This window comes from Cupriavidus necator (assembly GCF_040578825.1).
Classification (GTDB): Bacteria; Pseudomonadota; Gammaproteobacteria; order Burkholderiales; family Burkholderiaceae; genus Cupriavidus; species Cupriavidus necator_E.
The window spans coordinates 67,229-85,657 of record NZ_JBEFLI010000023.1; the positions used below are offsets into that span (position 1 = coordinate 67,229).

12 protein-coding genes and 1 pseudogene are annotated in these 18,429 nt (G+C 64.7%); 7 read left to right on the forward strand and 6 right to left on the reverse strand.

What is annotated here, in order from left to right:
- Positions 1-2: 2 nt before the first annotated feature.
- Positions 3-623, forward strand: a pseudogene (locus AB1I47_RS13925) (citrate synthase); the annotation flags it as partial.
- A gap of 150 nt (positions 624-773) precedes the next feature.
- Positions 774-1,055, forward strand: a complete 282-nt coding sequence (locus AB1I47_RS33825) for a hypothetical protein (RefSeq protein ID WP_407935833.1) — start codon at positions 774-776, stop codon at positions 1,053-1,055.
- A gap of 4 nt (positions 1,056-1,059) precedes the next feature.
- On the opposite strand, the gene AB1I47_RS13935 is transcribed toward AB1I47_RS33825, so the two are convergent.
- On the reverse strand, positions 1,060-1,317 hold the full coding sequence (locus AB1I47_RS13935; RefSeq protein ID WP_354684330.1) for a hypothetical protein: 258 nt from the start codon (positions 1,315-1,317) through the stop codon (positions 1,060-1,062).
- A gap of 555 nt (positions 1,318-1,872) precedes the next feature.
- On the opposite strand from AB1I47_RS13935, the gene AB1I47_RS13940 reads away from it, so the two are divergent.
- The 3 genes from AB1I47_RS13940 (at position 1,873) to AB1I47_RS13950 (ending at position 6,231) form a co-directional block, all read left to right on the forward strand.
- Positions 1,873-3,483 (forward strand): sensor histidine kinase, encoded by a 1,611-nt coding sequence (locus tag AB1I47_RS13940; RefSeq protein WP_354684331.1) that lies wholly within the window; start codon positions 1,873-1,875, stop codon positions 3,481-3,483.
- 28 nt (positions 3,484-3,511) lie between these two features.
- On the forward strand, positions 3,512-4,129 hold the full coding sequence (locus tag AB1I47_RS13945) for a response regulator transcription factor (RefSeq protein ID WP_354684332.1): 618 nt from the start codon (positions 3,512-3,514) through the stop codon (positions 4,127-4,129).
- A 734-nt stretch (positions 4,130-4,863) separates the two neighbouring features.
- Entirely contained in the window at positions 4,864-6,231 is a 1,368-nt protein-coding gene (locus AB1I47_RS13950) for a patatin-like phospholipase family protein (RefSeq protein ID WP_354684333.1), read from the forward strand.
- Positions 6,232-6,276: 45 nt separating this feature from the next.
- On the opposite strand, the gene AB1I47_RS13955 is transcribed toward AB1I47_RS13950, so the two are convergent.
- Both AB1I47_RS13955 and AB1I47_RS13960 read right to left on the reverse strand, forming a co-directional pair.
- Positions 6,277-11,784 carry a trifunctional serine/threonine-protein kinase/ATP-binding protein/sensor histidine kinase gene (locus AB1I47_RS13955; protein WP_354684334.1) on the reverse strand — a complete coding sequence of 1,836 codons (5,508 nt, stop codon included), beginning with the start codon at positions 11,782-11,784 and terminating at the stop codon, positions 6,277-6,279.
- A 300-nt stretch (positions 11,785-12,084) separates the two neighbouring features.
- On the reverse strand, positions 12,085-13,113 hold the full coding sequence (locus AB1I47_RS13960; protein ID WP_354684335.1) for a LysR family transcriptional regulator: 1,029 nt from the start codon (positions 13,111-13,113) through the stop codon (positions 12,085-12,087).
- A gap of 389 nt (positions 13,114-13,502) precedes the next feature.
- Between AB1I47_RS13960 and AB1I47_RS13965 the strand changes: the two genes are divergently transcribed.
- On the forward strand, positions 13,503-13,847 hold the full coding sequence (locus AB1I47_RS13965) for a response regulator transcription factor (protein WP_407935834.1): 345 nt from the start codon (positions 13,503-13,505) through the stop codon (positions 13,845-13,847).
- 57 nt (positions 13,848-13,904) lie between these two features.
- Here the strand turns inward: AB1I47_RS13965 and AB1I47_RS13970 are convergent, their stop codons facing one another.
- Entirely contained in the window at positions 13,905-14,579 is a 675-nt protein-coding gene (locus AB1I47_RS13970) for a response regulator transcription factor (RefSeq protein WP_354684336.1), read from the reverse strand.
- A gap of 535 nt (positions 14,580-15,114) precedes the next feature.
- On the opposite strand from AB1I47_RS13970, the gene AB1I47_RS13975 reads away from it, so the two are divergent.
- Complete coding sequence (locus tag AB1I47_RS13975; protein ID WP_354684337.1) at positions 15,115-15,648, forward strand: lecithin retinol acyltransferase family protein; 534 nt, start codon at positions 15,115-15,117, stop codon at positions 15,646-15,648.
- 80 nt (positions 15,649-15,728) lie between these two features.
- On the opposite strand, the gene AB1I47_RS13980 is transcribed toward AB1I47_RS13975, so the two are convergent.
- Entirely contained in the window at positions 15,729-17,252 is a 1,524-nt protein-coding gene (locus AB1I47_RS13980; protein ID WP_354684338.1) for an MFS transporter, read from the reverse strand.
- 33 nt (positions 17,253-17,285) lie between these two features.
- Positions 17,286-18,429: HlyD family secretion protein (locus AB1I47_RS13985; protein ID WP_354684339.1), on the reverse strand; the 1,144-nt coding region annotated here is incomplete at its 5' end.

Below are 18,429 nucleotides of genomic sequence, written 5' to 3' on the forward strand. Positions count from 1 at the left end.
GTCAGCCTTTGCACCTGCGCATCGCGCAAGGGTGGAAACAATCCCCGCAGGTGGCGGATCTCCTGCGGACCGCAATGGTGCTGCTGGTCGACCCCGAGCTGACCAGCTCGGCCTTTGCCGCGCGCATCGCAGCGTCAACCGGAGCATCGTTGCCGGCCTGCCTGCTGTCCGGCCTGACCACACTGTCCGGTCCGCTGCATGGCGATGCCTCGGGCCGCGTGAAGGCGTTATTCAATGAACTGGAACGGCAGGGCGAGGGCCAGGTGATCGCCCACCATCTGTCGACCGGATTGCCATTGGCTGGTTTTGGACATCACCTCTATCCCGAAGGCGATCCGCGCACGGCTGCCTTGCTGGCCCTGTTCGACCCGCCCGAAGTCATCGCACGCTTTATCGAGAAAGCGACCCGCCTGACCGGCCTGCAACCGAATATCGACGTAGCCCTGGCGGCGCTGGTGACGCATTACGGGCTGCCCGACGATGCGGCGTTCGGGATGTTCGCCACGGCACGCAGCATCGGGCTGCTGGCGCATAGCCTGGAGCAACTGGGGGTGGGGCAGGTGATACGGCCCAGAGGGCGCTATGTCGGGAAAAAAATGCCTGAAAGGGTGGGGGAGCGGTGAGTCGCGGTTCGCGATCATAGCGCCAGCAAGGTCCAGATCCTTCCTTGAGGCATACTTCACGCATCAGCGTGCGAGGCAACCTGCCCCCATGCAACCCATTGCCCTACACGAACGCGCCGGCGCAGTCATCGCACACGCCGGGCCCTCGCTATGCAAAACGCCGGAAGACTTGTCAGGAGCGCCAGCCTGAGCGGCTATATCGAGCTGACGGAGTCGCTCGGCCACGATGCGGGGGCCTTGCTCCGCAAGGTCGGGCTATCTGCGCGGCTGCTCAGGGATCCCGAGGCGCTGATCCCCAGCCAGGCACTGCGCGAGCTGCTGGAACGCAAACGTCGGCTTAGAAAAAAAATCCCCCGAGAGGGCTGCTCGGGGGAGATTGCTGTAGTCGAAGATGAGAACGCTGCTTGCGTGTTTTGGTCGACCCTTCTGTAGTTGCTTACTTAGTGTCGTCAACCAGTCCATCGCGGTTGGTGATTCTCGCGCCATCGGTGAACACGTCTCGTCGGTCCCCGACCTTCGTCCCATCTGAGTAGACGTCGAACCTTGTGGTCTTCGCTCCATCGGTATATGTGTCGCGAGGCCCCGTCACGCGAGCGCCGTCGGTGTAGACATCCCGCGTACCGATGCCGGCATAGGACACGCTGGCGCCAAGCGCTGCACCTGCTGCAGCGAGCAATAAGACAGTTTTCACCATTTTTCTCACCTCCTGTTCAGGGTGGTTGCAAGAACCCGAAACGAATTCTTTTCGCGCCAGTTGGCGCCGCAACTTCTCGTACCACTTCAATGTAGGCCCTGACGGTCAGCGGTTGAATAAGGCGGTTCTCCGAAAGGAGCCTAGGGGATTACCCTATTCGATGGCATGGTGGACCGCGGCCTCTTGCGCTGCGGCCGAAGACCCGGAACGAGGCGGGATAACCCTCACACGCACGCAGAATTTCGCGTCGAACCCCGACGGCATGGCTCAGCGAATCCATCTGGCTACGCTTACCGTACCGGGGAGTTCTGACGTAGATTAGTAGTCTTGCAGCACCAAGGGTTTCGTAGCACTTCGCCTGGCACGGATCCGGTGCAAACACGTGATTTGCCACACGTGCGCCGGATACTAACTTTCGCAAGAGTATTGTCATTGCGGCTAAACGAAAAAAAGACCTGATGTGCCAAGGGCTGTCCCCAGGATTTGAAGCGAGCAATGGTAATCACTCCGCGCAGCGCGAGACTCAGCCTCTTCGTTAACACTGGACTGGTCGCATTGGCGTATTTCGCAAGTGCAAAGCTGGGACTTGCTTATGCGGTAGTGGGCGGCGCAGTGTCCCTGGTGTGGCCTTCCAGCGGCATCGCCCTCGTTGCGCTGCTCGTGATGGGTTTTGGAGTCGCCCCCGGCATCGCCATTGGCTCCGTTTTGGCCAACATGTCGGCGGGCGTGCCCTTGCCGGTGGCCGCGGTGATTGGCTTCGGCGCAACGGCTGCGGCCCTGACCGCGTCGTTGTTGTTGACGCGGGTAGCGCGATTCCAGATCACCCTGGACCGCATCAAGGATGTGATCGCCTTCATCATCCTGGCAGCGACGGCCAGCACGGCAGTGAGTGCGGTGATCGGTGCGACCGCGCTCGTCGGAGGGGGTTTGGTGCCAGTCACCGAGTACGGCACAGCCCTGCTGGAATGGTGGCTCGGTGACATGATGGGGGTGCTTGTGGTGGCCCCGCCGCTGCTCACCTTGGCCACGTATCCCAGCCCGATCCGCTCCGCAAGGCAGGCCGCGGAAGCGTGCGGACTGACCGTTGCGATCTTCTGGGTCAGCTACCTCATCTTCGGCGCCACCGAACTCGCAGGGCACGGCTACTATCCGGCAGCCCTCGCGATTTTTCCGTTCACGATCTGGGCGGCCCTGCGCTTCGATCACCTGGGCACCAGCCTCTCGACCTTGCTGGTTTCCATCGTGGCCATCTGGGGCACGACGAACGGCACTGGCCCCTTTGCCGCCGAATCTCCGGTGGATAGCCTCGTGAGATGGTGCGCCTTCGCCAATGTCGTGGCAGTAACCGGGCTGCTGCTGGTAGCGGCACATGCTCAGGAAAAGCGTGTCCATAGCCTCCTCATGGCATCCCATGTCGAGCTGGAACAGCGCGTGCAGGATCGAACCCAGGACCTGGAGCACGCCAACATTGAACTGAAGCAGGAGATGGCGCGACGTCGTCTGCTGGAAGCAGAGGTGATCCGAATCGGCGACCAGCAGCAGAGGCTCATCGGCCGGGAACTGCATGACGGCCTCGGGCAGCACCTTACCAGCCTGGGCTTCTACTGCGCCACCTTGCATCAGGAACTACAGAAGCATAGCCACCCAGCCGCCGCGGAAGCGGCTACCATCGTCGAACTGGTGAAACAGGCGTCCTGGATGACGCGCAAGATTGCCCATGGCCTGGATCCGGTCGCCATGGAATCCGGTGGCCTTACGGTCGCCTTGCAAGGTCTGGCACAGACGACCCGCTCGCTGAATGGCATCGACTGCGCGCTCCGCATCGAGTCAGATGTGGACGTATTGGATCCGCCGATGCAGATCAACCTTTACCGTGCGGCACAGGAAGCGGTCAATAACGCGCTGAAATACAGCCATGGCAGCCACATCTGGATCGACCTGGAGCGCGAAGGCGGAATGCAGAAGCTTTCCATCAGCGACGACGGCGTGGGGGTCGACCCGGAACAAATGGAGCGTGCCTCGGGTCTGGGACTTCACAACCTGCGTCACCGCGCGAGCCTGCTGGGCGGCTCTTGCACGGTTGCCCGCAATGCTTTGGGTGGTACCACGGTTGCCATCCGCTATCCGATACGGGAGGGTCCGGGCCATGAAAGGGACGCCATCTAGCCCCGACCGCGCAACCCGGATACTGATCGTGGATGACCATCCCATCATCCGGGAAGGCTTAACCCACTTGCTGAATCTGCATGAGAATCTGCGCGTCTGCTGTACGGCAGGCAGTGCCGAAGAAGCGATGGCTGCGGTGGCTTGCCAGCCTGACCTGGCCATTGTGGACCTCAGCCTGCACTCCGACTCCGGCCTCGATCTTGTCAAAACCCTCCGGCAACACTATCCGGAGCTGGCCATCCTCGTCCTCAGCATGCATGACGAAACCCTGTTTGCCGAACGCGCCCTGCGGGCAGGCGCAAACGGGTATCTGATGAAACTCGAGGCAACGGAGCATATTCTGAACGCCATTCATGAGGTGCTGGCAGGCAATATTTACCTGAGCACCGCAATGCATGACAAGCTGGCGCGGGCGCTGACGGTTCCCAAAAAAGTTCTGACAGGCTCAATCGCCAGCCTTTCGGAACGGGAGTTCCAGGTCCTGCACCTGATCGGACTCGGCTTCAGCTCCCGCCAGATCGCCAACAAACTGAATCGAAGCGTCAAGACCATCGAGGCACATCAGGCCAATATCAAGGAAAAGCTGGATATTCCCAGCGGCAAGGAGTTGATGCGCTTCGCCATACAGTGGATCGAAAGCCAATAGGGCGGAGTCGTCCCGCCGAACAGATCGACCAGCGCACCGCCACGAAGCATGAGTCGCTGGCTCCGGTCCATGCCCAGGTGATCGAGCCACTGGACGCGTCATGACACATATGAGAAGGCTCGCTCGATCGTGGTTGAGCATGGTGGTGGGTATGGCACGGGGCTCGCTTATGCGCGTGACATGATCAAACCGACATGAGCGTGTATCGGTCATGCATCATCCACCACGGAAGGGGGCGGCGGCAAATTCTGCCTCTTCTTCCGTAAGTGTGTGGCTATGCGGCGGTGTAACATGCGAGACCGGGGGCGCATTCAACTCGAATAGACCCATCCCGCCTGTCGCGGCTCCGATAACCTGGAGGAGATTGAATATGACCGCTAGCGGCGTGGCACCAAGCGAACCAACCAAGGTCGGTCAAGCTAGCATTCTGTACCTGATCGACTTCGTCCGCCCTCCAACTTTCTCCCGAAGCTGCTCAGGCGCCATCTGCGGGTCGTGCAGCCCCCATGGAGATGCCGTAATATTCCGAGGGACCCGGACACACCGGATCCTGGCGGCAACGAATCCCGACCTTCACTTCCTGCGGGCCGTCACCACGCCGAGCACGTTCCTGACCTAGTCCAATGTGGAAGTTTCGACACGACCATACTCTTCGCCGCAAGAGCAGCCTGCCTTGGCGAATGGGCGGGGCAGGGAGAGAGCGACACGCCTGCGGCAGGGCCTGCCGCACTCTGATGCTGCTTCTGCTCGTGGGACTCAGTGCCTGCGGGTCGCTTTCTCACAATGCTCCGCGCAATCTGCCTCAGGCCGCGGCTGGCAGCGCATCCGCGGCCATGCGCGAACCCACCGACGTCGCCGGCCCGACAACCGTCGCCATGTCGTTCTCTGGCGGCGGCACGCGAGCCGCAGCTTTTGCCTTCGGCGCGCTGCAGGGGCTCGACGCCATGAGAGGTCCCGGGGGCGCGTCCCTGCTCGACGACGTCTCATTTATCAGCAGCGTGTCCGGAGGCTCCATCACCGCGGCGTACTACGGTCTGCACGGCAAGGCCAGCCTGGCAACCTTTCGATCAGTGCTCTTGAAGGACGGAGAGGCGGGACTTCGCTTCAGTCTTCTGAATCCGGTCAACCTTGCGCGCCTCTTCGCGGGAGGCCTCAACAATCGGGAAGATCTCCAGACATGGCTCGACGAAGACGTGTTCAAGGGCGCGACGTTCGCCGACATGTTCCGCCGCGGCAAGCCGCTCGTCTGGATCAACGCCACGAACGTCTACTACCGGGTCGCGTTCCCGTTCAGCCAGCTGGCATTCGATGCGCTATGTAGTGATCTCGCGAGCTTTCCCGTTTCCGAAGCCGTCGCCGCATCCATGGCGGTCCCGCTCTTCTTCGCACCGATCGTCCTTCAAAAATATCCCGAGGCTTGCAGTACACCGCTGCCGAACCTTGACCACGCCCAGCGGCCCGGGCAATCGCTGCTGCTTGGCGCGTTGGCAACCGCCGTTCGCGGTCACCGGGACACTTCGAAAGGAAAGTACATCAAGCTGGTAGACGGCGGGGTGACCGACAACTACGGCCTGGCGACCATTTTGCAATCGCGCCTGCTGCTGGGCACGGCTTACGGTCCCATGAGCGAGAACGATGCGATCCATGTGCGGCGGCTGCTTTTCATCGTTGTTGACGCCGGTCAGGGCCCGCGCGGCGATTGGAACCAAAGCCCGGGTGGCCCATCCGGAATCGAAGTCGCAAGCGCAGCCATCGACGCGGGAATGGCGACCAGCGTTCGAATGACCTATGACGCCTTCGTTCCCATGATGCAACGGTGGCGCGACGATCTCGTGGCGTATCGGTGTGGGCTGCCGCATTCCCGGCAGCAGGAGATCGCTGCACGCCGCCCAGGCTGGCGGTGCAATGAAGTCGAATTCTTCGTCACGCGGATCTCGTTTGAGGCCCTCGACAAGGAGCGAGCTGCAAGTCTGAACGATCTGCCGACCAGACTTCGACTGCCCGAGAAGGACGTGGATCGCCTGATCGAAGCGGGAAGGGATGCCATCCTTGGCAACCCGGTGATCCGCGAGTTCGAACGCGAATCGACTGCGGCGCGATAGTCCCGCGCCGCGCGGCGTGGGTGAGGCCCTCGCGCTGCGCGGCAATCACGATAAATCGGATCCACACGCAGGCACGGTAAACTGCACGACGGCGCCGCGGGGCACGTTGGCGCTGATCCACAACCGGCCGCCATGCGCATCGATGATCGACCGGCAGATCGACAGCCCCATCCCGAGACCGGCGGGCTTGGTGGTGTAGAAGGGCACGAAAGCGTGGTCGGCGCTCTGCGCGGCAAAGCCCGGCCCTGAATCGCACACTGCCACGAGCACGCAGCCGGCGTCGGCTTCCGCGGTGCTGATGCGCAATTGCCGCACTCCATCGCTGATTTCGTTCATCGCCTCGAGCGCGTTGATGATCAGGTTCAGCAGCACTTGCTGCAGTTCCACACGGTCGCCTTCGATACATGGCAAGCCGTCCGCGAGCTGCGTGCTGACCGCGGCGCCGCTCTTCGCGGTTTCCCCGCGGGTCAGCTCGATCACCTCGCGGATTGCCTCGTTGATGTCCACCGCCTCCTTGCGCGGTGGCGCCTTCCTGACCAGCTCGCGGATCCGGCCCAGCACATCGCTGGCCCGGTTGGCATCCTTGATGATCCGGCCCAGCACCTGCCCGACTTCGTCGATGTTGGGCGGCTGGGCGCCCAGCCAGCGCAGCGCGGCCTGGGCATTGGTCACCGTCGCGGCAATCGGCTGGTTGACTTCGTGCGCGATCGAGGCGGTGAGCTGCCCCATGGTGGCGAGGCGGTTGGCGTGCGCCAGTTCCGTCTGCACGTCGCGGTAGCGCCGCTCGCTGTCGCGGACTCTTTCTTCCGCCTGCTTGCGTTCGGTCAGGTCGAGCACGAACGCGACACCTTCCTTGCGGCTGTCCGCGAAAGTCGCCAGACCGACGATGACCGGCACGCGGCTGCCATCTTTCCTGATGTACTCCTTCTCGAAGGGCTGCGCGCGCCCCGTCTGCACGGCCTGCGCCAGGGCCTGTTCGTTGCTGGGACGCAATTCCGCGGGCGTCAGGTCGGTCCAGCGCACGCGGCCCGAGACCAGGTCTTCGCGCTCGTATCCGACCATGCGCAGAAACGCATCGTTGGCCTCGACGATGTCGCCGCCGGCGTTCCAGACGATGATGCCGATGATGTTGGCATCGACGAGACGGCGGATCTTGCCTTCGCGCTCCGCGAGGTCACGGTACAGCCGGGCGTTCTCCAGTGAGCTGGCCGCCTGCGAGGCCACCAGCTTCAGCACGGCGATCCGGGTCGGGCTGAACGCGCGGGCCGTGAGGTTGTTCTCGAGGTAGAGCGCGCCGGTGAGCTTGGCCTGGTTCATCAGCGGCATGCAGAGAATGGACCGGGCGCGGTGCTGGCGGATGTAGGGATCGGCGTCGAACGACGGCTCCGACGCGGCATCGTCGAGAACGACGCTCTCACGGGTCCGCAGCACGTGGTAGAGAATGGACTCGGGCAGCATCGCGGCGCTCACCGGCTCATCGCGCAGCTGCAGCCGGGGCGCGTCGCCGCCGGTCGTTGCCTCCGCTGCGATCCGATGCTCGCTGCCGTCCGCCAGGATCAGCAGGCCGCGTTCGGCGCCGGCCTGTTCGATGGCCGTGCGCAGGACCATGTCGATCAGCTTGTCCAGCACGATGTCGCCCGAGGCGGCCTGCGATACCTTGAGCACGGTCGCCAGGTCGAGGTGCTCGACCGGCGTTGCCATGGTGCTGGTGGGCCCGGGTGCGGCTTCTTCCGTCCTCAGGTACGGATAGCGCTCCTCGAGTTGCCGCACCTTCCCATCGGCGCCCCAACGCAGGTAGCCGTAGCGGGCATCCTGCAAATACACCCGGGCAATCTTCTCCAGTCCGCGCGCGGCGTAGAAGCGGGACGCGAGCTCGTTGGCGAGCGCCTCGCTGTGGACAAAGCCGCTTTCCTGCGCCGCATGGATGGCCTGCTCGTAAAGGTGTTCGGCCTCCACCACGCTGCCGGTGACACGCGCGATCTCGGCGGCGACCAGCGTGGCGCGGTCCGCGAAGTTGTCCGGACAGTGCTGCGCCCAGTGCCGGAGCTGGCGATGATGCGCAGCCATCGCGTCCAGGTGCCGCGGCCGCTCGCTGACCGGGGCGAAGTCGCACCAGGCCGCGTGAGCCAGCGCGCCGTAGTAGTGATATTCGGCTTCTTCGAAGAACGAGGACGAGGTCCAGAGCAGCGGTTGCGCCTTCGCTGCGGCCTCCAGCGCCGACGCATAGTCGCCGGCGAGATAGCAGGCCTGCAGTTTCCGGGTCCAGTACCAGCACTCGGCGAGCGCCAGGTCAGGGCTGCCTGACAGATGCGCTTCGGTCCCGGATTCTTCGAACTGTTCGTCATCCAGGCAACCGAATCTCGGCGTCAGGCCGCGCAGCATCCGGACCAGCGCCAGCTGCGTGGTGATGAAGTCGACGACCAGGCCGAACCGCACCTTCCTGGCGTAGGCAAGGCCGCGCTCGGCTTCGCGCTGTACCTCGGGCAGCGGCTCGCCGGCGAAGAGCAGGTCGGAGTTGAGGCTGTTGCCCGCATAGGCGCCGTAGGGCAGGTCGCCGATCCGGTTCGCGGCGGCAAAGGCGCGCCGCAGCAGTTCACGGCAGGTGCGCACGGGTTTCAGCCAGCGCACGACAAAGATCGAGAAGCACAGGTAGGTCTTGGCCTCGAAGCGCCTGAGCCCGCGCTTGTCGACGAGCTCGCAGCCCAGCAGGCCGAAGCGGTAGCCGGCCTGGTAGTCGCCGAAACGCCGCCCCGCTACCCGGCCGACATTGGCATAGAGCACGCACGAGGCATCGCAGTTGCCCCGCTCGAGGCTGAGGCTGACCGCCTTGCAGATCGTCAGGCAAGCCAGGTTGGCGTCCGTCTGCAAGGCCGGCGCGAACAGCTTGCTCAGCGCCTCGACGGTGCCGAGCGAGGCGGCGTCGTCCATCAGCGGCAGATCGACGAGTTCCTCGATGGTCCGGTCTCCAAGCCGAGACCAGATGTGATCGTATTCGCGCCGCACGTCGTTATCGGCCGGATGGGGCGACCATGCGATGCCCACATGCCGCAGGTAGGCGAGACAAACCTCGACCGCGCGGTCGCTCCGGTCCAGGACCAGGTAGACATCCAGTTGCAGGCACGTGACCAGGGCTTTCTCGACCGTCGTGGTGGCGCGCTCCGAAAGCGCCGCCAGGCGCTCATCGGCGACGGCCAACTGCCCGGTCAGGAATTCGCATTCGGCCCGGTTCAGCTCCAGCGCAAACCGCAGGTCATGCCGTCGCTGCCAGCAATCGTCGTCCAGCAGATCCGCACCGCTGACCAGATAGGTGAGGGCCGAGGCATAGGCGGTGGACGCCTTGGCGCGCTGGCCGGCGAGCAGGTTGAACGCCGCCAGCTGCTCGCGCTCGTCTTGCGCGGTGATCAGCACGGCGCCGCGATTGAGCTGGCCTGCGATCTCGAAGATGGCCTCCTCGCGCTTCTCCGCTGGCGTCTGCGCGGCGAGCAGGCGCCCGATGCGCAGATGGGCAGCGGCGCGCGAGGCTTCGGGGATCAGTGAATAGGCGGCTTCATGGACCCGGTCATGGACAAAGGCGTATGAGGCTTCCTGCCGCTCGACCAGTTCCTGCCGGATTGCTTCCCACAGCGCCGCCCGGGCCTGCGTCTCCGGCAGCCCGAGCACGGTGGACAGCGCGGTGACGTCGGCCACGTTGCCGAGACAGGCAAGCTGCTGCAGCGCGTGCTGCGTCCCGGCCGGCAGGCGGGTCAGCTTGCCGGCCATCAGGTCCACGACATTGTCGGTGTAGCCCTTGGCATGGATACGGCCGGGATCCCAGCGCCAATGCCTTGCGTCATGATCGAAGGCGAGCAGATCCTCATCGACCAGCGCGTGCAGGAACTGGATCACGAAGAACGGATTGCCGCCGGTCTTGTCGTGCACCAGCTGCGCCAGTGGCCCGATGCGCGCCGGCTCGCTGTGCAGCGCCTCGGCGATCAGCTGCGTGACGTGCTCGCTGGCGAGCGGTGCCAGCGTGATGGCATCGATCCTGACACCGGCGTTGCGGATTGCCTGGAGCTTGGCCCTCAGCGGATGCGTGGCATCGACCTCGTTGTCGCGGTAGGCGCCGATCAGCATCAGGTGGCGCAGGTCCGATCCCGTCAGCAGGTCCTCGAGCAGGTCGAGCGTGGCGGCGTCGAGCCACTGCAGATCGTCAAGAAACAGTGCGAGCGGGTGTTCCGCCCGGGCAAAGACACTGATGAAGCGCCGGAACACCAGCAGGAAGCGGCGTTGCGCCTGTTGGGGCTCGAGTACCGGAACTGGCGGCGGCTCACCGATGATGAGCTTCAGTTCCGGGATCAGGTCGGTCATCAGCCGGGCATTCGGGTCCAGCGCCTCCATCAACGCGGCGCGCCAGCTCGCCAGTTCCGTGTCGCGTTTGCCAAGCAGCGGCCGTACCAGGCTCTGGAATGCCTGCACCAGCGTGGAATAGGGGATATCGCGCTTGTACTGGTCGAACTTGCCGGACGCAAACAGCCCGCGCGGCGGCACCAGCGCCTTGTGCAGTTCGTTGACGACCGAGGATTTGCCGATGCCGGAATACCCGGAGACCAGCACCAGCTCCGGCACGCCCTTGCTGACCGTGCGGTTGAACGCGGCCACCAGCGTATCGACCTCGCGTTCACGCCCATACAGCTTCTCGGGAATGAGCAGGCGGTCGGGCGTGCCGTGCTCGTCCAGGGGGAAGTCGTCGATGCGGCGCTGCCGGCGCCAGTCGTCCAGGCAGCGCTGCAGATCATGCTCGACACTGGCGGCGGTCTGGTAGCGCTCTTCAGCCGTCTTGGCGAGGAGCTTCATCACGATGTCCGAGACCATTGCCGGGACGGTTGCCACCCGCGCGCGGGGCGGCATCGGCATGCGGGCGATATGGCAATGCACCCATTCCATCGGATCAGCGGCCGCAAACGGCAACGCGCCGGTCAGCATCTCGTATAGCGTGACGCCGAGCGCATAGAGGTCGCTGCGCGAATCGATCGAGCGGTTCATCCGGCCGGTCTGTTCGGGCGCCATGTAGGCGAGCGTGCCGGCAATGGTCTCGGGCGGCTCGGGAGACTGCCGCTCGCGCGGCAGCCGCGAGGCCAGGCCGAATCCGGTCAGCCGCGCCTGACCGTCGGCACAGTTCACCAGGATGTGGGTGGGCTTGAGGTCCTTGTGGACCAGGCCGCGCTGGTGCAGCTTGCCCAATGCCGCGGCGATGCGGATGGCGAGCCGCAAGAAATCCGCTACCTCCATGGGCGCGCCGAGCAGACGAGAGAGCGGCTCACCGCCGGGGTCTTCCAGCACCAGCATGGTGCGGCTGGCCTCGCGCGCCAGCGCCAGCGGGCGCACCGCCCACGCGCCGTCGAGTTCTTCCCGCAGGCCAAGCTCGTGAGCGAGGCGGTCCAGGCTGGCGGGCAGGGGGTGCTCGGCCGCCGGCCGCGCGAGCAGCACGTGCTGGTCGGAGCTGTCGCCAGGGCGCCGCCCACGACAGAAGATGCGCTCGCCGTCGTCCCACAATACCTGGGGGGTGCTACCCATCGGCGCCTGAACCATATGCAGCTCTCCGTCTGCCGCATGCTGCCATCAGGCTGTCAGCCAGCATGCCATCGGATGCAGCTTGCGTCCGATTCAGCCGGGCAGGTTACGCACCGAAAGCGAATGACAACACGGCATCTTTTCGATCACCCATGCCGCGAATGCAGCAAGTTGGAGAATACACCGCGGCGACCGGGTCGGCATGGGGTTGCAGTGAACGGGGAGCCGGCGTTGACGGCCGGTCGGATTGGCGCGGCCGTTAGCCGCGGCGATTTGTATGTGGCGCGAAAGGCATGCCGATGCTTATGCCGCCAGTGTCTCTTCGGTGCCGATTTCGTTGAAGCCGGCCACGCAGTTGAGATTGAGCGCGCGAATCTGGTCGGTCATGAAGTCGATGAAGACCCGGATGCGCGTCGGCAGATGCTGTCGGCAGAGATAGCAGATATAGTGGGCCCGGTCGTCCGGCATATGCCGCGGCAATGCCATCACCAGCGCATGGCGCGCCAGATGGTCACGGATCTGGTATCCCGTCATCTGGGCGATGCCGCGGCCATCCAGGACCGCCTGCAAGACCAGGTCCGCGTCATTGAACGTCAGTCTGGAGGCCGGCAGGTATCTGCGGAGTTGCCCGTCGACCTTGAACTCCCACTCGGAAACACGGCCGCCGGAGTACCGGAAGTTGATGCAGTCGTGCTGGCTCAGTTCTTCCAGCGTCGACGGCAGTCCCCGCCGTTCCGCGTAGGAGCGGGACGCGCAAAGCACCATCTGCATCGGCGTCAGCTGCTTCGCGATGATGCTGGAATCCTCGATGCGGCCGTTGCGGAACGCGACATCGATCTGATCGCCGGCGAAATCCGCTGGGCGGTCATCCAGCAACAGGTCGACCGCGATATCCGGGTAGGCCTCGGCAAACCGGGACAGCAGCGGTGCAACCACCTTGCGTCCAAAGTCGACGGGGGCGCTGATGCGAAGCAGGCCGCGCGGCGGGCCCTGGCGAAGCTCCAGCATGTCGTTCATCGCCTCGACAATATGGGTCACGCCGCGGTTGCAGTTCTCGAAGAACCTTTCGCCCTCACGCGTCAGTTGTGTTGACCGCGTGGTCCGCAGAAACAGGCGGGTGCTTAGCTGCGTTTCAAGCTTCTGCACATTCCGGCAGACCGCCGAGCGCCCGATCCCCAATCGTTCCCCGGCCCTGGCAAAGCTTCCCTCCGTTGCGACCGCCATAAACGCGATGATGCCCGTGTAGCTCGTCGCGAAGCATGCCGACAAGGCGTCGCCGGGATTGGGCAGGCCGACGCGAAAGCCACGCTTCGAGATATCCGATTGCTCCATTGCTGACTCCCACTCTTTCTCAGGGCCGTTGCGAACGCAGAGCGCGATCGCATCGCCATTGCGTAAAGGGTAGCCCGCGGGCGCAGCAAAACCATTCTACAGAGCGGTGGCGTGGCCCCTACGTACGCTTCGGATGTTCATACCGGGGTATAAGGCAGCCTGCCAGCGGCGTCCGCAAGTGCAGCATCCGATTCGCCGGCATCTTTCCGGCGACGGGATCGCTGCGGATTTATACGTTCGTATGATTCCCCGGGGCTGTCATGGCAATTACGCTGGTAGCGTAGTGCCACGCCGGTGCACGCTGATTCACCAGATGGCGTTGGTTGCGTGGCGCGTGTATCCAGAACGTGAGGGCCGGTCTTTTGTGCTCCGCTCAAACAGTTTCGATTGTGGACGACGATGAGGCTGTCCGCCTTGCGACGGCTAGCCTTGTACGTTCGCTCGGCAGGCCTGCGCGGCTGTTCGCATCGGCGGAGGAATTCCTGGAGTCGGGCCACATCGCGCACACATCATGCCTGATTTCCGACGTGATGATGCCGGGCATGTCGGGGCTGGCGATGCACGACCGCATCCTGGCGCTCGGATACGCGCCGCCGACCATCTTTATCACCGCATTCCCGGCGGCCGACCTGAAGGCCCAGGCTCTTGCGAACGGTGCGCTGGCTGTGCTCGACAAGCCGGTGAAGGCCGACGTCATTGCGTATTGGCTGGGCGTCGCGCTGGACCAGGCATAGCGCAGGACGACGGTCGGGGAGTGGCGCTTGCGCTGTCGCCTGCCGCTGTCGACGACGTCAGGACGGCTTCTTCTGCTTCGGATTGACGCCCAGCGATTCCGACATCCTGACGAGTTCCGCAACGGATCGCGCCGCCATCTTCTTCATTACCTGCCCACGGTGGATTTTCACGGTAATCTCGCTGAGATTCAGCTCGGCGGCAATCTGCTTGTTCATCAGGCCGGTCACGACAAAGCCCATGACTTCCCGTTCGCGCGGTGTCAGCGAGTCGTAGGCGGAACGCACCGCCGCGGTCGACTGCTCGGCCGCGATCCGCTCACCGTCGCGCGCCAGCGCATTGGCGACGGCGTCGAGCATGTCCTGGTCGCGAAACGGCTTCGTGAAGAAATCGACGGCCCCGGCTTTCATGGCCTTGACGGTCATCGCGATGTCGCCATGCCCGGTCATGAAAACGATCGGCATGCGCACGCCGCTCTTCGCAATCTGCTCCTGGAAGGTCAGGCCGCTTTCCCCGCGCAGCCTGACGTCGAGCACCAGGCAACTGGGCGCGTCGGATTTCGGGAACGCCAGGAAGTCCTGCGACGATTCGAAGGCCTCCACCCGTAGCCCCACCGAGTGCAGCAGGCCGCACAGGGCGAGCCGCATCGACTCGTCATCGTCGACCACATAGACCACGGGCTCCTTGCGGCCGTCTGGGCTTTGGGCCGAAGTCGAATGCGTCGACGAACTCATCTTGGCTCCTTGTTCCGGCAGGCACCGATCCTGGCGACGCCGATGATCACCGTAGCCATTTTAGGTGATCCGAACGGCCAAATGGCGGCGTCCGTGGGCGACCGGAACCGATATCGGGAGACTGATCGTCCACCCTGCAAGGCAGGCAACGGCGACAAAAACGTCATCCTCGATGGATGCCCCATTGCCATGCGGTGACATAACCGTACAACTACGCATTAACGGTCGCCGTGGATATACCCGCGTATGAGCCCTCGACGCCTATGTAGGGGCAGCGGCAGCCGTCCGTAGAATGGGCTTAGCAGTACCCGCCGCCTACCCTTGAATCAAGGCCGGTGCGATCGCGCAGTGCGACCGCGACACGCCGGAGCAACCCTGAACCTGCACGCAGTGAAGACGTTTCCCGAGGACGACCCTCCCCGGCGGGAATCCCTTTGCCCGCAGTCTGGCATCGGTGACCAGCGCGTCGGCAGGTTTATCCGAGAAGCCGCCAGCGGTACGGATTTCACTGCATTCAAGCTATTAGCGGCCCGCCATGGAAACTCTATATTTTGATCGGCTCGCAGCGTCGCCAGAGAGCGCGCCATGCGCTATCGAAATCGGTGCCCATCTGATTACCGAGCGCGATGGCTACTTCCATCACGGCATTTATGCCGGAGCGGGGCAGGTCATCCACTATGGCGGGTTTGACCGTTCCGCGAAGCGCCGTCCGATCGAATACATTGCGTTGCGTGGCTTTGCGGCTGGCAAGGGCGTAAGCATCCAGGCCGATCCGGATGCGATCTATGCCGGCACCGAAGTGGTGGAGAGGGCAAGGTCCCGCCTGGGCGAAGACCAGTATCAGTTCCTGACCAACAACTGCGAGCACTTTTGCACATGGTGTGTGTCAGGCGTCGGGCGAAGCGAGCAGGTATGCCGGTGCTTGCGGAATCCGTGGCTAGGGCTCAGGACGCTTTTTACGCTCGCCATCGAAACCATCCATGCGTTGCGCGAACGCGCACGGCGCGTGCGCCGGCATCGTCAACGCCTCTCTCGCGCACGGATGCTTGCTGGTTCAGCCGAAGGCTGATCGCAAGAACGCCCATCAGCGCGGCCACCATCCCGCCTGACGGCGCGGTGCCCGCGCCTTCGGCCAATGCGGGTCGGCACTTACCGAATCACCTTCTGGATCAGGCTCACCGCGATCGCGATCACGGCCACTGCCGCCAGCGCGCGGAAGTGGTCCAGACTGGCCAGCAGCGCGGACTGCTGCGCCAGCACCTGCGCGATCTGCGCCGTGGCGAGTTCCGCGGCGCGAATGGGCTCCATCGAGGCGGACAGCGCCGCCGTGTAGCGCGCGTGGGTCTCCTGGAACTGCGGGCTGCCGGCATTGATGGCGGTATGCAGCGTGCTGTAATGCAACGTCGTCAACCACTGCTGCCCGACCGTGGCAATGGTCACGCCCAGCGCCAGGCCCATCTGCCCCAGCATGTTCTTGGTCTGCTGCGCATGCGAGAACACCGACTCGTCGTGCGCAACGCCGTTGAAGGTCTGCATGGCCGTGACGGGAATCAGCGTCATGATGAAGATTCCGTATAGCGCGAGCGCGGGCAGCACGTGGCCCCACAGGTCTGGCGCGGGCGGGATCCGGCTGATCAGCCAGGATGAGGCCGCCAGCGCCAGGAAGCCCGCGACAAAGTACTTGCGCGGGCTGGGCCAGCGCGGCAGCAAGCGCGTCATCGTCAGCCAGGTCACGACCCCGGCGGCCAGGCCCAGCGCATAGAACTGCCCGGTGGTGGCCCAGGAATGTCCCAGCGAGCGCTGCAGCACGATCGGCAGCAGGTAGCCGTTCGAGCCCAGCGTGACATAGCAGAAGGTAAAGAGCGCCAGGCCGCTCAGGTAGCGCGGCTCGACCAGGTTGCGCAGCCTGAGCAGGGGCGTTGCGCTTTTGGATTCGGTCCAGATGAAGGCCAGCAGGGCCGTCGCGCCCGTGGCGGCACCCGTCACCAGCCAGAGCCGGTCGGCGTAGAAGTCGTAATAGGAACGCTGCAGCACGAACAACACCAGGAAACTGCCCGCCGCCAGTGCGGCAAGCCTTACCGGATGCGCGCGCGAGCGTTGCGCTGGCGGCGCCGTGCCTTCGGGCAGGACGCTCGTGGCCGGCAGCAGCGCCAGCGCGGCCGCGGCCACCAGCCAGAAGATCAACGGCCAGCGGTCCGCGGTGACAATGGCCGAGGCCAGCCAGGGCGAGAGCGCCATGCCCGCGCACACGCCCGTGGCCAGCGCCTTGATGCCGAGAAAGCGCGCCGGGCTGGGCGGAATCAGGTTTACCGCCAGCCGTGACGAGGTCACCATGCCCGCGCAGCCCAGCGCCGTCACCATGCGGCCTGCCAGGAAGGCCGGGTAGCTGGTGGCTGCCGCACACAGGATCGCACCGATCGCCGCCGCGCCGAGCGCGGCCTGCACATAGCGGCGCCATCCCATGCGCTCCACCATCCAGCGCTGCAGCGCGATCATGACCACGGCCACGCTGGCGTAGGCCGCCGCGACGGTGCTGTATTCCTCAGGGCTGGCGCCGATCTCGCCCATGATGGGGGCGGCGGCAAAGGCGACCATGCCGTTCTGCAGGAAGTCGATCAAGGTCAGCGCGCCGATCGTCAGCAGCAGCAGGCCTGGGGGTTTGGCGGGCTTCATGTCGGCGTCTCCGTCAGGTTGCGGAACAGGACTCTAGAGGTTCTCTTCGACGATGCGGCGCACCAGTTCGTCGGCACGTGCCAGCTCGTTGGCGAACACCGTCGTGCGGTAGTTCTGGCTGTTTGCATCGACTGCGACCAGCCGCTTGCCGTCGCGCGAACTCGTATCGATCGAGACCTTCATCGACAGGCCGATCTGCAGCGGGTGGGCCGCGACTTCCGCGGGTGTCAGCGCGATCCGCACCGGCACGCGCTGCACCACCTTGATCCAGTTGCCGGTGGCGTTCTGCGCCGGCAGCAACGCAAAGGCACTGCCGGTGCCGGCGTCCTGCCCGACAACACGGCCGTGGTACACCACGCCATCGCCATACAGGTCGGTGGTCAGCGTAACGGGCTGGCCCAGGCGGATATCGCGCAATTGCGATTCCTTCAGGTTGGCCGTGACCCACAGGTGGTCCAGCGGTACCACCGACATCATCGGCACGCCGGCGCTCACGCGCTGCCCCACCTGAACCGAGCGCCTGGTGACCACGCCGCCGATCGGCGCAGGGATGCGCGTGCGCGACAGCGCGATGCTGGCGTTGCGCACCTGCGCCGCGGCAGCCTGCACCTCGGGGTGAGAGTCCACCGAGGTACGTTCGACCAGTGCCTGATTGCGCTTGAGCTGTTCGGTCGCCATTGCCAGCGACGCCTTCGCGGTGCGCACGGCCTGCCTGGCATGGGTCAGTTCCTCGCCGGAGATGGCGCCGCTGGCGGCCAGTGCGGAGCGCCGCGCCATGTCTTCCTGGGCGCGCGCCAGGTCAACCGAGCGCAGCTCCACATTGGCACGGTCCTGGCCGGCGGCGGCAAACTGCCCGCGTACCTGGCGCACGGTGCGCGCGAGCTGCGCCTGCGCCGCGGCGAGGGCCAGCTGCGCATCGACGCCGTTCAGTTCCACCAGCGTGCTGCCGGATCCGACCAGATCGGTGTTGTCGGCGAGGATCGCGGTGACCACGCCGCCGACCTGCGACGTCACTTGCACCACATTGCCTTCGACATACGCGTTTTCCGTCGATACCTGGTGGCGCCCGTATTGCACCCAGTAGCCGGCCGCCGCGGCAACCGCGACGGCGACCGAGGCCATGGCAACGATGCGCCGGCGCCGCGGGGGGCGGGAAGGGGGCTGGTCTGCCGGGTTG

Excerpts from the sequence above, each read along its gene's own strand:
- AB1I47_RS33825 (WP_407935833.1), top strand. The coding sequence starts at position 774 with ATGCAAAACGCCGGAAGACTTGTCAGGAGCGCCAGCCTGAGCGGCTAT.
- AB1I47_RS13935 (WP_354684330.1), bottom strand. The coding sequence starts at position 1,317 with ATGGTGAAAACTGTCTTATTGCTCGCTGCAGCAGGTGCAGCGCTTGGC.
- AB1I47_RS13950 (WP_354684333.1), top strand. The coding sequence starts at position 4,864 with ATGCTGCTTCTGCTCGTGGGACTCAGTGCCTGCGGGTCGCTTTCTCAC.
- AB1I47_RS13955 (WP_354684334.1), bottom strand. The coding sequence starts at position 11,784 with ATGGGTAGCACCCCCCAGGTATTGTGGGACGACGGCGAGCGCATCTTC.
- AB1I47_RS13960 (WP_354684335.1), bottom strand. The coding sequence starts at position 13,113 with ATGGAGCAATCGGATATCTCGAAGCGTGGCTTTCGCGTCGGCCTGCCC.
- AB1I47_RS13970 (WP_354684336.1), bottom strand. The coding sequence starts at position 14,579 with ATGAGTTCGTCGACGCATTCGACTTCGGCCCAAAGCCCAGACGGCCGC.
- AB1I47_RS13975 (WP_354684337.1), top strand. The coding sequence starts at position 15,115 with ATGGAAACTCTATATTTTGATCGGCTCGCAGCGTCGCCAGAGAGCGCG.
- AB1I47_RS13980 (WP_354684338.1), bottom strand. The coding sequence starts at position 17,252 with ATGAAGCCCGCCAAACCCCCAGGCCTGCTGCTGCTGACGATCGGCGCG.